At 56.6% G+C, this 14,705-nt stretch carries 13 protein-coding genes; 7 read left to right on the top strand and 6 right to left on the bottom strand.

All coding sequences use genetic code 11. The features are described 5' to 3' along the window. The first annotated feature begins 192 nt into the window (after nt 1-192). From B2R17_RS03045 to B2R17_RS03055, 3 genes are all read left to right on the top strand, one after another. Nucleotides 193-1,200, top strand: coding sequence for a 3-keto-disaccharide hydrolase (locus tag B2R17_RS03045; RefSeq protein WP_286762797.1), 1,008 nt, complete (start codon nt 193-195; stop codon nt 1,198-1,200). Nucleotides 1,201-1,321: 121 nt separating this feature from the next. Beyond that, nucleotides 1,322-2,290 carry an alpha/beta hydrolase gene (locus B2R17_RS03050; protein WP_286762798.1) on the top strand — a complete coding sequence of 323 codons (969 nt, stop codon included), beginning with the start codon at nt 1,322-1,324 and terminating at the stop codon, nt 2,288-2,290. A 170-nt stretch (nt 2,291-2,460) separates the two neighbouring features. After that, on the top strand, nt 2,461-4,749 hold the full coding sequence (locus B2R17_RS03055) for a glycosyl hydrolase family 95 catalytic domain-containing protein (protein ID WP_286762799.1): 2,289 nt from the start codon (nt 2,461-2,463) through the stop codon (nt 4,747-4,749). A 236-nt stretch (nt 4,750-4,985) separates the two neighbouring features. Here B2R17_RS03055 and B2R17_RS03060 read toward each other — a convergent pair whose 3' ends face one another. The 3 genes from B2R17_RS03060 to B2R17_RS03065 are packed head-to-tail and all read right to left on the bottom strand — an operon-like array spanning nt 4,986 to nt 6,406. Beyond that, nucleotides 4,986-5,168: a membrane or secreted protein gene (locus tag B2R17_RS03060; protein ID WP_008659914.1), complete on the bottom strand. Its 183-nt coding sequence runs from the start codon at nt 5,166-5,168 to the stop codon at nt 4,986-4,988. A 4-nt stretch (nt 5,169-5,172) separates the two neighbouring features. After that, nucleotides 5,173-5,505: a DUF1559 domain-containing protein gene (locus tag B2R17_RS28260; protein ID WP_414707210.1), complete on the bottom strand. Its 333-nt coding sequence runs from the start codon at nt 5,503-5,505 to the stop codon at nt 5,173-5,175. A gap of 49 nt (nt 5,506-5,554) precedes the next feature. After that, on the bottom strand, nt 5,555-6,406 hold the full coding sequence (locus tag B2R17_RS03065) for a DUF1559 domain-containing protein (protein ID WP_414707211.1): 852 nt from the start codon (nt 6,404-6,406) through the stop codon (nt 5,555-5,557). A 767-nt stretch (nt 6,407-7,173) separates the two neighbouring features. Between B2R17_RS03065 and B2R17_RS03070 the strand changes: the two genes are divergently transcribed. Beyond that, nucleotides 7,174-9,771 (top strand): hypothetical protein, encoded by a 2,598-nt coding sequence (locus B2R17_RS03070; protein ID WP_286762800.1) that lies wholly within the window; start codon nt 7,174-7,176, stop codon nt 9,769-9,771. 152 nt (nt 9,772-9,923) lie between these two features. Then, the gene (locus B2R17_RS03075) at nt 9,924-10,346 is read left to right on the top strand and encodes a hypothetical protein (protein WP_236615912.1); all 423 of its coding nucleotides are present in this window, start codon (nt 9,924-9,926) and stop codon (nt 10,344-10,346) included. A gap of 170 nt (nt 10,347-10,516) precedes the next feature. Here the strand turns inward: B2R17_RS03075 and B2R17_RS03080 are convergent, their stop codons facing one another. From B2R17_RS03080 to B2R17_RS03090, 3 genes are all read right to left on the bottom strand, one after another. Next, a complete protein-coding gene (locus B2R17_RS03080; RefSeq protein WP_007326931.1) occupies nt 10,517-10,714 on the bottom strand; it encodes a cold-shock protein in 198 nt (65 codons plus the stop codon). Nucleotides 10,715-10,907: 193 nt separating this feature from the next. Further along, nucleotides 10,908-11,435: a hypothetical protein gene (locus B2R17_RS03085; RefSeq protein WP_286762801.1), complete on the bottom strand. Its 528-nt coding sequence runs from the start codon at nt 11,433-11,435 to the stop codon at nt 10,908-10,910. Then, on the bottom strand, nt 11,432-12,037 hold the full coding sequence (locus tag B2R17_RS03090) for a hypothetical protein (protein WP_286762802.1): 606 nt from the start codon (nt 12,035-12,037) through the stop codon (nt 11,432-11,434). Before B2R17_RS03090 ends, B2R17_RS03085 begins: the two co-directional genes overlap by 4 nt. Before the next feature lie 435 nt (nt 12,038-12,472). Here B2R17_RS03090 and cysS point away from each other — a divergent pair, with 435 nt between their 5' ends. Further along, the gene (gene cysS, locus B2R17_RS03095) at nt 12,473-14,092 is read left to right on the top strand and encodes a cysteine--tRNA ligase (protein WP_286762803.1); all 1,620 of its coding nucleotides are present in this window, start codon (nt 12,473-12,475) and stop codon (nt 14,090-14,092) included. Then, nucleotides 14,074-14,610 (top strand): crossover junction endodeoxyribonuclease RuvC, encoded by a 537-nt coding sequence (ruvC, locus tag B2R17_RS03100; RefSeq protein WP_286762804.1) that lies wholly within the window; start codon nt 14,074-14,076, stop codon nt 14,608-14,610. The genes cysS and ruvC overlap by 19 nt, the downstream gene beginning before the upstream one ends. Nucleotides 14,611-14,705 lie beyond the last annotated feature (95 nt).

Genomic DNA, 14,705 nt, shown 5'->3' on the forward strand with positions numbered 1-14,705 from the left:
GTGTTTCTGGTTCGGGGCGAGGCGAATTGGTTCGGTCATTGTCCTTGCCGTGTGTCTTGGGGCTTGGCCTATGTCGGGCAGTGCCCGCCACTGGTTTGGCTTATCATTTCGTTCGCCTTGGCGGTGGGATGTTTGGCGGCGTGGCGGGTTCCCTCTTTCTCTTTTCTCTCTCGTTGACTTTGCAAGATTGTGATGAAGCTTCTTTCTGGTGCTCGTTTGGCTGGCGTGGTCGCGTTCTTTGGCCTCGCAACATTCCTCGTTGGGACGGTTCATGGCGAATCCGTTCCATCGGCGTTGTTTGGTGATTGGTCGCTGGACCTGTCCACAGGCGAACCGGCTTGGATGAGAGTGGAAGAGCAGGCAGGCAAGCCGGTTGTGTCATTGCGGATTTATGTTGGCTCGGCCGGGCCATACCGCGATGTCGAAGTGATCGATGGACGCGTCCAGTTTGAGATCGTCAAGCAGTCGAAAGGCAAACGCGTGAGCACGACCCGTGTGAACGTCGGGTTGGTGAACGATGAATTGGATGGTGTGATGGTGAGAACACTTGCCAATCGGCAACCAGAACATGTGACGTTCACGGGGACGAAGATCTCTGTCATGCCTTCGGATCGTCCGGACCTTTCCAAGGTTCGGTTTGGGCACCCGATCAGCTTGTTCAATGGAAAGGATATGACGGGTTGGACGACGCATGAGCCGAACAAGAAGAATGGTTGGTCGGTGGTCGATGGCGTGCTGAAGAACAACACGCCGAAGACCGATTTTAGTGCGACTGGCGACCACGCGAATTTGAAAACGGAAGCATCGTTTGAGGACTTCTGGTTGCACCTTGAATTTCTCGTTGGGTCACAACGCAACAGCGGAGTTTACTTGCGAGGCATGTACGAGGCTCAAGTGGTGGACCGTGACAGTCGGATGCAAGGCATCCAAGGTGTGGGAGCGATCTTCGGCGAGATCCCACCTTCGAAGAACGCGGGGCGAGCAGGAGGCGAGTGGCAAATGTACGACATCACGTTGGTGGACCGTCACGTGACCGTGGTGCTCAATGGCGAGAAGGTCATCGACAATCAACCGATTTCGCGACCGACCGCGGGAGCGATCCACACCAACCCGGATGAGCCCGGACCGATTTACTTGCAAGGCGACCATACCAATGTGTCGTATCGGAATCTCTACTTGGCTCCGGTGGTTCAGCCCTGAGCGATCAATCGTCATCACGAATTCTGGTGGACGCTGGATCATCGCTGCCATTGCCTGGTTCCGGTAAAACAACGGCGCTCCGTTTCCAACCACCTTCATGCCTTATCCATCAATCACAACCATGCTTTCTTTTCAAATGATCTTGCGGGTGGGTTGCTTTGCAGTTTGTCTCACTGGAATGGCGGTCGCCCAAACGCCGAAGGAGCCCGTCTCGCCGGAACCAACCGAATCCGGGATTTCCTATGGGGATCATCGCAAGCAGACGTTGATGTTTTGGAAACCGACGGTTGCCACGGACGGTCCGTCGCCGTGCGTCTTTTACATTCATGGAGGAGGTTGGCGTGGCGGATCGCAGACGGATGCGAACTTGATGGGAATGTTGCCGCAGTTGTTGGAATCGGGGATCACTGTCGTTTCCGTTCAGTATCGGTACATCCAAGACGCTTTGGCTGGACATGTCACGCCGCCGGTCAAGGCACCGATGTCGGATTGTGCTCGCGCGTTGCAGTTCGTGCGTCATCACTCAATGCGATTTGGAATTGATCCGGATCGAATGATCGCGGTGGGGGGATCGGCCGGTGCGTGCACTTCGTTGTGGTTGGCTTTGCACGATGACATGAAGGATCCATCGAGCGAGGATCCGATTGCACGCCAGTCCACTCGATTGATGGGGGCTGCTGTGATCCGTCCTCAAACAACGCTCGATCCGAAGCAAATGCGGGAGTGGACGCCGAACAGTTGGTATGGCGGCCATGCGTTCGGCCGGTTCGCGAAAAAGGGTGACAAGAAACCGGCCCAATTCGCGAGGTTTTTGGCGGCGAGAGAAGACGTTCTCCCGTGGATCAAAGCGTACTCGCCGATCGAGCATGTCTCGTCGGATGACCCGCCAATCTACATGTTCTACAGCGATGTGCCGAAGATCGGGCAGAAGCAAGGCGACCCGACGCACACATCCAATTTCGGCGTGAAGCTGCAGGAGAAGCTTCATGAGTCAGGTGTTGAGTGCGAGTTGCACTACAAGGGAGCTGATGTGGAGCACACGACGGTGCTGTCGTATGTGCTGGATCAATTTTCGGTGAACGCGAATTGAGCTTGCAAGAATGATTCGCGACGACGAGGCAATCGATCGAAGCACCGTTGTTGTTCTTGGCGAAGGAATGTCAGCTGACGACGGGTGAGGTGTGTTTTTTCTTGGACGTGATTAACATCGTCGCTGTTGTGTCGAGAGTCTCTGTTTTATCGCCAGAAGTGATTGCGTTTATGTCACCGTCCAACGCTCATCGTCAATTTTTGTTCGCTATTTTTATTTGTTGCGGACTGTTGGTTTGTTATGGGCTGGTTGGCGGTCAAACGGGTTGGGCTCAACCGGCCGGTGAGCGTGAAATCGACGAGACGCGTCCCGCGATTTCGTTGGATAATCTTGTTGATTGGCCGACGTTTCTTGACCAGTGCGATTGGCAGCGCGACACGATGTCGCGTTCGTGGGACGAAGCACCTTTCACGGGCAACGGTGAACAAGGCACGCTGGTTTATCAAACCGATGATCGGACGATTCGGTTCGATGTCGGTTGTTCGGCTGCTCACGACCATCGGCCATGGGACGAAGACGATTTGTCGGAAAAGCATGTGGAAGTGCTCAACCGCGGACGGCACTTCATCGGTCATCTTGAACTTCGCTTGCCCGCCGACATCTCCGGCGGAGCCTCTCGCATTGGATTGTGGAACGCGGAAGCCAGTGGGACGATTGAATCTGCGGAGGGGAATGCGAAATGGACTGCAATCACTCACGCGACCGAACCGGTGATCCATTGCGAACTGCATACGGTTGGCGAGCTGAGCCATGCTGAGTTCGTCTATGTTCCGATGTTGCCCAAGAGCCCCAGGGCGGTGCGAGCGAAGGCGGAACGAAAGGATCCACATCCGGCGCCAAAGGTCACCAAAACGGAGGACGGAATTCAATTGATCGTCCAGGACCTCGTGGCTGGCGGCCAGACCGCGGTTGCTTGGACGACGCGTCGTGACGCCGACCGGACGCGGCTGTGGTTGAGCGTTCAGCACTCGTTTCCGGAATCCAATGCGTCCGATCGCGTCGTCTCGTCGGTCCGTTCGGCGATGAGTGCCGATCATGAATCATGGATCAAAAGCCATCGCGAGTGGTGGCATTCGTACTACTCGCAGAGTTTTCTTCAGACGGGCGATCCGTTTTGGGATTCGTTCTATTGGAGCCAGCAATACAAGCTTGCCTGCGCGACCCGCGATCGAGGGTGGATCATTGATAACCAGGGACCTTGGTTGCAGCCGACGGCATGGAGTGCGACTTGGTGGAACCTCAATGTGCAGTTGTCTCACGCGGGTGGCTACACCGCGAATCGCCGCGGAACGGTCTCGGCGCTTCGTCAGAAGTTGCACGACAACCAAGAGCATTTGATCGAGAACGTCGCGGAGCCATACCGACACGATTCGTCCGCGATGGGGCGATCTTCATCGGGTTGGGATCTGATCGCTCATGCTGGTCAGCCAGGTGGGCGTCCGGAAATGGATCCAAAGATCGGTGCGGAATGTGCCAATCTACTGTGGGTGTTGCACAACGTTGACTTGGAGTATCGGTATTGGGTGGATGAATCCATTCGCGATGAAACCTTGTATCCGTTGCTGACTCGGGCGGTCAACTATTACCGGCATTTTTTGAAGCGGGACGCAAACGGGACGCTGCATCTTCCGAAAACTTTCAGCCCTGAATATCGATTGGCGGAGGACTGCACGTATGACTTGGATTTGTTGCGTTGGGCGATCAATCGATTGATCGAGCTAGCCGAAGAAAAGCAATTGTCAGTTGAAGACGAACCGTTGTTACCGGTTTGGCGAGAACTCTCGGAGAACTTGGTTGCGGTGCAGACCAACGAGACCGGCCGAGCGGTGGGACGAGACGTTTGGTTGACCAACGGGCATCGGCATTGGTCTCACTTGATGGCGATCTATCCGTTGCGGACTATCACTCCTGACTCGGAAGAAGGCCGTGAGTTGATCGAGCGAAGTCTCAAGCATTGGCGTTCGTTTGGCCGCGGTATCGCTGGTTATTCCTACACTGCCAGTTCCTGTATGGCGTCCCTGCTTGGCGATGGTGATTCGGCACTGAAGTACTTGGAACAACTTCGGCCGTATCTGAAGCCGAACACTTTCTACTCAGAGATTGGATTGCCGGTGATGGAGACACCGTTGCATGGCGCGACGGCGATGCAAGAGATGTTGCTGCAAAGTCATGGTGGGAAGCTAGCGATCTTTCCCGCCGTGCCAACACGTTGGCCAGACGTGAAGATGATGCGTTTTCGCGGCGAGGGCGGATACCTCGTCAGCGGTCTTATGGAAGATGGCAAATGTCGATGGGCATTGATCGAGTCCACCGTTGGCGGGAACGTCGATGTGGTGCTGCCGCCGGGGACCTACAAGTGGAGCAAGAATGGGGCTCCCGCGAGCGTGCAGGATGTTTCGGGAGCGTTGCCGCTTCAGACAGTGAAAGGCGACCACCTGCTCATTTGGCTGGCGGAGTAGGCTGGGCCATCGCCGGTCGAAGTGTCGGCTGAGGCTGAGGCTGAGGCTGGACGACCGCCGCCAAGTCGTCGCTCATGGTGATCGTCGCGCACGTGATGCGCACGACGGGGCGGATGTGTGGCTCTGGCGATAGTCGATTGTGAATTGGTCGCGAATCATTGCCATGCCATCAAACGAAAAAACGCCGACCACGAATGGCCGGCGTTTTATCGCTTCAATGCAACGTAGTCAGCGAACTACATCTTTGGATCTGGTGGTGGATTCATGTCCGCGTTGGCTGCTTCCGGATTGTTGTCCAAGTATTCCTGGATTTGGTCCGTGTCCGACGAAGGACCGGATTCTGATTCGCCGCAGCCGACCGTTGTTGCGATGAACGCAAGCAGAGCCAGAGCGAGAAGGTTTGTGGTTGCGATTCGCATTGGATCAAAATCCTTCCGAGAGGACTTCGTTGGCGCTGCGTGTGCCGAGTGCACCCCACAAGCCGTATGGACTTTCCGACCCGGGTGTCGATGCGGGGTCGTTGTGTTGAGCGTGGGCTCCGACCTGTCCGCGATCTGCATTGCCAGCATCGTTGGAATCGGTGATGAATCGAGCTGCACCATCACCCATCAACACGTGGCATCCACCTTGGTGGCGACTTCCCATGGGGCACGTCGCGATGGAAACGATGTTGGTGTTGTTGATGCACAACGGCGAGTTAGGAGACAGGAACGTGAAGACTTGTTGGCTGACAGGACTGCGGTAAGCCCACTTCATGCCTCGAGTTTGTCGTCGCTGCCGATCTTGGGGCGGAGCTGAGCAAAAATTAAGGACGCTCCGGATCGACGAAGCCTTCGCACGCGGTGTTGCCACCGATGTTCAGCAGGTTGACTGCACCGTCGACTGGTTTGGTGCGAGTGTCGCTGTCGCCCAAGTCGGTGACGATCTCACCGAAGGCGATTGTGTTGGACAGGCCGTCCAAGACATCACGGAAGGCTGACTTTTGTTGGTTGCGGAAAAATCCACGCTGAGAGGCTCGAACGCGAGTTTGGTAGGACGAGTTGCTTGTCACCACACCATTGGCTCGGTTTCGATAGCCACCCCAGGTCGTGTCGGTCGAGTCGCCAAGGCATGGTCCGTAGTTCGTGCGTCCTTGTCCGGGCAAACCGAAGCCGGGGTCGCTGGGGCAACGCAACATTGGAAGGCTGGTCATCCAAGGAGCGTAGAAGCCGCCGGCTGCATTGGTTGCTGAATTGAGTGGACGGCCGGGCCAAGGTCCCATGGGAGCGTAGACATTGCCGATGCCGGCGGATCCTTCGGTGACCTGGTAGGGATTGCTGATTTGTTCCCACAAGCCTTGTTGTTCGAAGAATGGGGTCAAGCCGACGAGGCACGAGAGATCCATACGGTTGTTGCCTGTTGCTGCGGACCAAGCGTTGGTGCCGGTGCCGTGCGTTCCCCCTTGCTGCTCAGGAACTTGGTTGTACGCCGAGTGGTAGTTGTGCAACGCCAAACCGATCTGTTTGAAGTTGTTGCTGCAGCTCATTCGGCGGGCCGTTTCACGAGCCGCTTGAACGGCGGGGAGCAGCAACCCAACGAGGACGCCGATGATGGCGATGACAACCAGTAGTTCCACCAAGGTAAAACCACGCTGGCTCGCGCGAGATGTAGATCGCATGAGGTCTCCATGAGCTTGAAGAGAAGAATAGAAAGCCGACTCAGGGTAGAAATTGGAGAAACAATCGACCGGGTGATTGCTGCTCAGGGGAATGGATAGGCGACATTGTCTGCCGCGGGTTTGCAATGGTCAGGGGCAGTCGGCTGTGAGCGGCGATGGTTTCACGCGGTAAAAGCGTGAGACGCTGGCGGCTGATTCGGTCTCACCGACTATGAGCGATGAGACTCGTGAAACACCGGTGAAGGTGTGGTTGTTCGTTCTTAGATCCCGTTAGAGATCTTTCGTGTCCCGTTAGCAAAAGATCTCGCTTGGCATCGGTGCCTGATAACTCGGCGCGAATCAAACGTGCTGGGGGCTGCAAATAGCGGCTAATCATAGGCCTTCTTTGGTATGGATTTGCGACATGCGAAAGAAGGGGGCGATGGCGGAGAAAAGTTTGATGTATTCTGAGACAGACGGGAGATTCTGAGGGAGGGTGATACGCGACACTTCCCATTCCAGGCCCTCACCCTCGCGTACGCCTGAGCCGCGTCGCTCGAAGTCTCATCCAAACTTCGTTTCGGGAGAGGTGCACCTTTTGGAACTCTGCCGAAAAGCGGTGTCAGAAACTGCACGGCCTCTGAAGACGCCGGGGTGTGAGTTTGGAGTGGCTGGGGGAACGTGCGGCGGGCGAACGTTAGGATCTCGATTGGTTCTGTCTCTCGTGTGCGGTTGCGGTCGGGAGGCGGAATTTGGTATCGCGAGAGGCTCCCTATTGAGGTGCCCAAGTGGCTGATCCTGACGAATCCAAAAATGACAACAGCGCACCGGCGAGCAAGCGGTCCAAGACCACTGTGCTTTCGCTCGCGTTCGTGACGATGTTCACGATGGTTGGATTTGCCTACATGTTCTCGATCGTGGCGGGTGGTCGAGAGATCGATGCGATGCAGGCCATGAATTTGGCGTCCGCCCAATACGTGGCGGGCAACATCGTGGTCGCTGGTGACCTTGCCGAGCGATCGGGGTTGGACCAGCTGAACGAAGAGCACATGGAGCTGTATCCGATGCAGCAGTTCTTGATCGGTGCGGGCACGCACGCGAGAGCTAACCAAGCGGTGTCGCCTCGAGATCGCCATGAGCAGATGGAAAAGGCGTTGCCTTATCTGCAGCGAGCCCACGACCTGGGGTTTCCGGAAGGCCGGGATTCCGAAGGGCATCGGATGTTGGGGTCGACCTTGCATGCGATGGGACGGCACGCGAACGCGGCGAAGCATCTGAGGCAGGCTGTTGAGATCGACTTGACGCTGCGTGCTGAGTTGCTGCCCTTGCTGGCTCGTTCACTCGCGTCATCGATCACCGCCAAGCCGGACGAAGCGCTTCGAACGATTGAGGCTCACTTGGAAGAGTCGAGTTTGGATGAACGTCGCCGAAGCGAAGCCGAGATCCTGAGGATCGAATTGCTGAATCAACTGAAGCGGTATGATGATTCGCTCCCCGTGATCGCTCGTGTCGAAGAAGACATTGACGGCGCGGTGAGGTCACAAATGCCGTGGGCATTGCAGCTTCGTGACCAGCTGAGTTTGCAGCGAGGTTTGGCGAGAGTGGGACGCGTGATTGAAGCGTTGCCGCCGTCAATTTCGGCTCAGTTGATCGCCGGTGTGCCAATCGTTGCCGGACGTGAGTTGCCTGAAGAAACAAAGGCCGAGCTGAACGATGTCATCAAGGTGTTGGACCAATTGCAGCGTGAAGCGGATCCCAAGGTCGCCGGCAGTGCCCGTTTGTTGGTGGCTCAGTCGTATCTGTTGCTAAATGATCCCGATCTTGCATTGGCCCGGCTGACTCAAGCGAGACAGCAGCGTCCATTCGATGACCGTGGACTCGAAGGTGGTATTTCGGAAATCGAGTTGTTGGCCAGTCGAGGCATGGGCGAAGACGTGGCACAAACATCACGCTACTTGGTTCGAGAGATTGGCCAAAGTCAGTACTTGGACTTTCCCGAAATCGTTCGAGAGAACGTCAAGCAACGAATCATCGACGCGATCGCGATGCTGCGTGGCGCCGGTCAGTTCGCACCGGCGGTCGAAACAGCCACCGTCACTTCTCCGGTGCTCGGTGTGGCAAGTTCGCACAGCCAAGCCGGGATCGCTTACCGAGATTGGGGCGAAGCGACATTGGCGGCTGGGTTGGGCCCAGGAGGCGAGCTGTCGCGGGAGGCATCGGTCTTGGCACGAGAGCAATTCCGCGGTGCGGGCGACGCATTTGCCGCGGCTGCGAAGGAGCAATTCGACACGGAAGAATATGTGCCGACGCTTTGGTTGGCCATTGAGTCGTATCAAAAGGGACGTCACTTTTCTCGCAGTGCCGTGTTGTTGGAGGACTACCTTCGATACGAAGAACGTGGGCGGATCCCGCGAGCCTTGGTGGCGCACGGGCGAGCCTTGCTCGCAGACGGAAACGCGAAGGGGGCGATCGATTCGTTGCAAACATGCATCATCGAATACGACCGCGACCCGATGCGATACGACGCTCGATTGTTGGCGGCTCAAGCGGCTGCGGATTTGGGCGATCGAGAACGTGCACGCGAATGGTTGGAAGCCAATCTCAGCGACGGCCAGTTGACTCCGCGAAGTCCTGCTTGGCGAGACTCGTTGTTGACGTTGGGCGAAATGTTGTTCGCGGAAAGTTTGTCACAAACATTGAAGTCGCGAGAGTTGGAGTGGAGCGAGCGTGTGGAAGCGTTGCGTGCGACTCGTCCGACATTGCAATTGGCAATGCGACGATTGGATGAGGCGGTGAAGCGATATTGGCCAATGCCGCGAACACAAACTGCCGCGTACTCGTTGGCTCGCGGTCATTTGTTGACGGCGGAGTTGCCGGAAGTGGAACTGGAATCAACGGAGCTTCAGGACACGGCTCGTCGTGGGCTCAGTCAGAAAGCCAATGCGGGTCGGCAGGCCGCGCTGGATCAATTCGCGATGCTGTCCAACTACTTGCAGAACCAACAGCGCGACAGCGACTTGAGTGACAAGCAGCGGGCGTTGCTTCGTAATTCGTTGATCGGCCAAGCGGACACGCTTCGAGACATGGGCCGATTCGCGGAAGCCGCGGACGCCTATCGAGACATGGCGTTGCGGTACATGAACGAGCCGGCTTCCCTCGAAGCTTTCTTAGGGCAGTCGCAAATGATGCGAAAGATCGGTCGCGTTCGTGAGGCGGATCTTTTGATCCGGCAAGCCAACGTGGTGCTCGGAAGGATCGGTACACAGTGGGACGACGAATTTGACATGGTCACGCGGTACGATCGTGCTGGTTGGGAACGCTACTTGGCCTGGATGGTCGAAAGGCTCGACCAAGGGGCACAGTTGACCAACCAAACGGCACCCTGACCGACGCGTCGCGTTTGTTGGATGGAAGGTTGCGTTGACTTGCAGCACGCGGCGGGTGGATACTGCGGTTCGCTCAGCCGCGTTTGTTTGTGGTCCGATCAGATTGGGGCCATGACGTGAGCATCGATTCATCAAAGGATTGGAACGAGAACATGGAAGCGATCATCGATCGTCGATTTGAATTGCTGCAGTTGCTGTTGGAGTTAACCGTCCAGCAGGAAGCCGCGATTTCGGACGGGCACATGAACGAGTTGATGCGAGTGCTGAGTCAGAAGCAGCGTGCGGTGGAGCAATTGGTTCAGGCATCGGAGCAGCTTAAGACCGAGCGAGCACGGTTGGGCGAGGCGCATCGTGTCTCCGAAGAGCACCGGCAGCGAAACGCGAAGTGCGATGAAATGCACCGCGAATTGATGGCTCGTGAGCAGGCCAGCGAAGAGATGCTGACCAACAGTCGAGATGAGGTTGCCGCTCAGTTGCAGCAGAACGATGGTTCGCGACGTGCGGCTCAGGGTTATGGCCAGCAGGCGAATCGCGGCGAAAGTTCCGGCGGTAGCACGTTGGATTTGTCGCAGTAGCGAATCGTCGATCGGAATTGTGGCGAGCTTCATCCGGGGCAATTCGTTCCCCGTTTGTTAGTTGCTCTGGCGACGCTTGGGCCGGCTGATTCCGATTCAGTCAGCGCATAAAAAAACCGCCATCAAGTGACTCGATGGCGGTGTCAATTTTATCTTCGAGATCAAGCCGTTCAGGCAGGAGTCACGTTTTCGGCACAAGGTCCTTTGGGACCGCGACCTTCAGTGTAAGTGACTTTTTGACCTTCTTGCAGTTCGTCGTAACTCGCGCCTTCGACATTCGTGCAGTGGAAGAACAAGTCTTTCGGCCCTCCAGTGTCGATGAAACCGAAGCCTTTGTCGGTGAGCCGTTTGATTGTACCTTCTGCCATTCTTCTAATTCCTTCGTGTAAACCGTGATGTTTCCCGTGCCGAGTGCGCGAGCTATACCACCACGATGGGGACTATAACAGATTCCCGTTGGTTGTGGTGGGGTTCTTGTCTTCAGTTTTCACAGAAAAATTGAAAAGAGCTATTTTTAGCGGGGTTTACGGCCATTCTGGCGGTTGGCAGGCTTGGTTCACGCTAGCGAACGTGAATCTTCTGCGTCTGGATCGTGATCAGGTTCACGGCTTCGTCGTAGGTGACGGTTCCGGATGCGGTGACCACGTCGCCCTTGGAAAGACCGGCCAACTTGTCTGCTCGCGTTGCCCGAACGGTCCCGGATTCGTCGACCAATTTCACGACAGCTTTGGGTGCGTTGGCGAGCCTGCGTTTGCAGAACGGACAATTGTCTGCATGATCCGGATCGCCGCCCGTGTGATCTTCGTCGGGCAGTTCGCTGAGCATGAATGTAGCGGAGTTTGGTTCGAAGGCCTCGAACTCACCCGCGTCGACTTTGCCGACCAAAGTGATTTCGTTAGGAGCTTCCGCTTCCTCGTCCGTGAACTTTTCTTTGACTTCGGTCAGCGACAACGCATCGGACGGAGCTTCGCTGAGGATCACCGTCGGATCGGAATCCGTTGATGCGGTTTCGTTTGCACCGGGTTCACAGCCGACCGCGAATGCCAGGCATGCGGTGCCGAGTGCAAGGTATTTCAGGCGGCAGATCATTTCAGGTCTCCGAGCACTTTGATTGCGTCTTCGATGTCGCTGCTGACTTCGTCGAAGTCGGCACCTTCTTCACCGTGCAGTTTGGCGTCGACCGATCCGAACGCATCGAAAAGAGTGTCGATTGCTGCGAGAGCTTGTTTCTTTTTCTCTTCGCCGAGATCGCTCTCTTTGGCGAGCACTTCGGTTTGTTCCAGCAGCGTTCCGATGTCGTGCAGTTCGTTGTGGATCGAATCGACGTCGTCATCGGCGAATCCGCCGGCGATAGTCGATTGCATGCTGGTCAGCTTCTTGATGGCGTCGGCGAGCGTCTTGGGTGCGTCGGCCTTTTCGAGATGAACCAATGCGTCGGTACTCAGCCCAGCGGCGGCGGCATCGACAGTTTCGTGGCCGTGCACGGCATGGTCATGGCCTTCGTGATCATGGCCGTGCCCTTCGTGATCGTGTCCAGCATGATCATGGCCCTCGTGGCTGTCATGATCGTGATCATCGTGGCTGTCGCTGGTCTGTGTTGTGGCAGCCTCATCTGGGGCACTGGAGGGCTGGCAGCCGGTGAAGGCGATCATTGCCAGGGACAACAGGGCGAGGAACGAGATTTTGGACATGGTGCCGCTTTCCGAAGTGGGGCAATGAAGGTGGCCGGAGCCGTTGGATGCGTCAACGAAGGGGATTGCCTTCGAAGGAGATTTGCGTCGCGAATGGCTGGAGTGTGCGATTGCTACGCATCTTGACATCGTAGCGTTCGGCCGAAATTTGGGGTCAGAAATTCGTGGCGGAAAGATTGGTTGCGGCCAACGGGAGGGCTGATGTTGGACATTTCCCATTTTGCCACGTTTGCCTGGTTGCCCAATTGTTGAGACGTGGATGTTGAAACGGAGGTGTTTGCTCGGCAAAAACATGGCGTTTGTAGGGTCGCGAACGGTTTGGGACGGGTTTCAAAAGCGGGCTCGATCCAAGCCGGACTGATTCCCTATACTTCCTGGCTCACTCAATTCGCGAGGACGCCTCGCCTTCGCTCCATTCATATCGCACGTACGCTGATGAGCATGACCGCCGCCGACCCGACCGCATCGGTCGCCTCCCCTTCGTCCGCCCAGCCCGCCATTCGTGTTTACAACACGTTGAGCAAAACCAAAGAGCCGTTTTTGCCTCTGCGTGCTCCTCGGGTGGGAATGTATTTGTGCGGGCCGACGGTTTATGCCGAGTCCCATATTGGACACATGGTTGGTCCGGTCATCTTTGACACCATCAAACGGTATCTGACGTACAGCGGCTACGAAGTGACTTGGGTGGTGAACATCACCGACGTCGACGACAAACTGATCGGCAAATCGAAAGAACGCGGCATCCCGATGAGCCAAATCGCGGTGGAGATGACCGCCGATTACTTGGCCAACCTACGTGAATTGGGCGTCAATCAAATCGACCATTTGCCGCGTGCGACGGACCACATGCCGCAGATCATTGCGTTCATCGGATCGTTGGAATCGAAAGGGTTCGCTTACGCGATCGATGGAGATGTGTTCTTCGACGTGACGAAGGATCCCGGATACGGCCAATTGTCGAATCGTTCAGTGGAAGACCAGCAAGGCGAAGGTGGCGGTGCGGCCGCCAAGAAACGCAACCCTGGTGACTTTGCACTTTGGAAATCAGCTCGTCCGGGCGAGCCTTTTTGGGACAGCCCATGGGGCGAAGGACGACCCGGTTGGCACATCGAGTGTTCCGCGATGAGTCACGAAATTCTGGGCGAGACATTTGACATCCACGGTGGTGGATTGGATTTGATGTTCCCGCACCACGAAAACGAACGAGCTCAGAGCACGTGCTGCCACGGCGCACCGATGGTGAAGTATTGGATGCACAATGGTTTGATGCGGGCCGGTGAGAAAGGCAAAGTCGGCGGCAAGAGCGATCGCGAAAACGCGGCGGCGGAAGCGGCCAGCGTCGAAGAGCAAGCGTCGGGCAAGATCAGCCGCAGCAAGGGTGCAGGTGGATTGGCGGATCTGATTCGCAGCCAAACCGGGGAACGCATTCGGTTCTTCTTGTTGCGGACACAGTACCGCAGCACGATTGTTTACAACGAAGAAACGTTGGCCGAAGCGGGGACGTCGTTGGAGGCGTTCTATCGCTACTTCGATCGCTTTGCAGAGATCACCGGCGGTTCGTTTTACGATTTGTCCGCGGCGATCCGACGCGGCGAAGGCGGATTCGATCCGGCCGGCGACGCGTTGCTGACCGAGATCCACGCGATTCGAGAAAAGTTCTTGGCCGCGATGGATGACGATTTCAACACCGGTGCCGCGATCAGCGTGTTGTTTGATGCGTTGCGAACTCTCAATCGACATATTGATGCCAATCAGCTTGCCGCTGGCGCCGATGCAAAATCGCCCGCCGTCGAATCGCTGGTCAAAGCAACATCAGTCATCGCGGAGTTGTCGCGGGTGCTCGGGTTGTTTGCAAAACCGCCCGCCACTTCCGGTGGAGATGAAGCGGACGCGGAGTTGCTCGATTCCGTCGTGCATCTGTTGATCAACCTTCGCAAGGAAGCTCGTGAGCGAAAGGATTACGCCACCGGCGATGCGATCCGAGATCGACTGGCTGATCTGGGTGTCGCGTTGCTCGATAAGAAAGAAGGCACCTCTTGGGAACGCAAGTCGTAACGGCTCGTCCTGGATCGGCTTCCTGCATTTTAGGAATCGACCCGGGGCTCAACACCACTGGTTACGCGGTGATCTCGCGAGAGGGGCCGCAATTGTGCCTGCGTGAAGCGGGCGTGATAAAATCTCGCCGTTCGGACACACTTCCCGAACGTTTGCGCGAAATCCATGTTGGGCTGTCGGAAGTTTTCGAGGCTCATGCGGTGGACCTGATGGCGCTGGAGCAATTGTTTTCGCATTACGATCGGCCTCGCACGGCGATCCTGATGGGGCATGCTCGCGGCGTGATTTGTTTGGCCGCCGCATTGGCCGGAGTGCCGGTCGAGCATTACGAGCCAACTCGAGTGAAAAAGGTGATGACTGGAAACGGTCGGGCGCCGAAGAGTCAGATTCAGTTGGCGGTGAAGATGCAATTGAATTTGCAGTCGGTTCCCGAGCCTGCCGACGTCGCCGATGCGATGGCGATTTCATTGTGCGGGCATTACTTGGCCAACAACCCGATCGATCAAGCCTTGGCGTGACCCGTGGTTTGAGAGGCTGTGCAGTTTTCGAGTTCGGTGCCAGCAACGCCTTGAGAACCCGGTCCGCGCAGAAGGTCGTGCAGTTTTGAAGTGCC

It is taken from the genome of Rhodopirellula sp. UBA1907 (assembly GCF_002337565.1).
In the GTDB taxonomy this organism is placed as follows: Bacteria; Planctomycetota; Planctomycetia; order Pirellulales; family Pirellulaceae; genus Rhodopirellula; species Rhodopirellula europaea.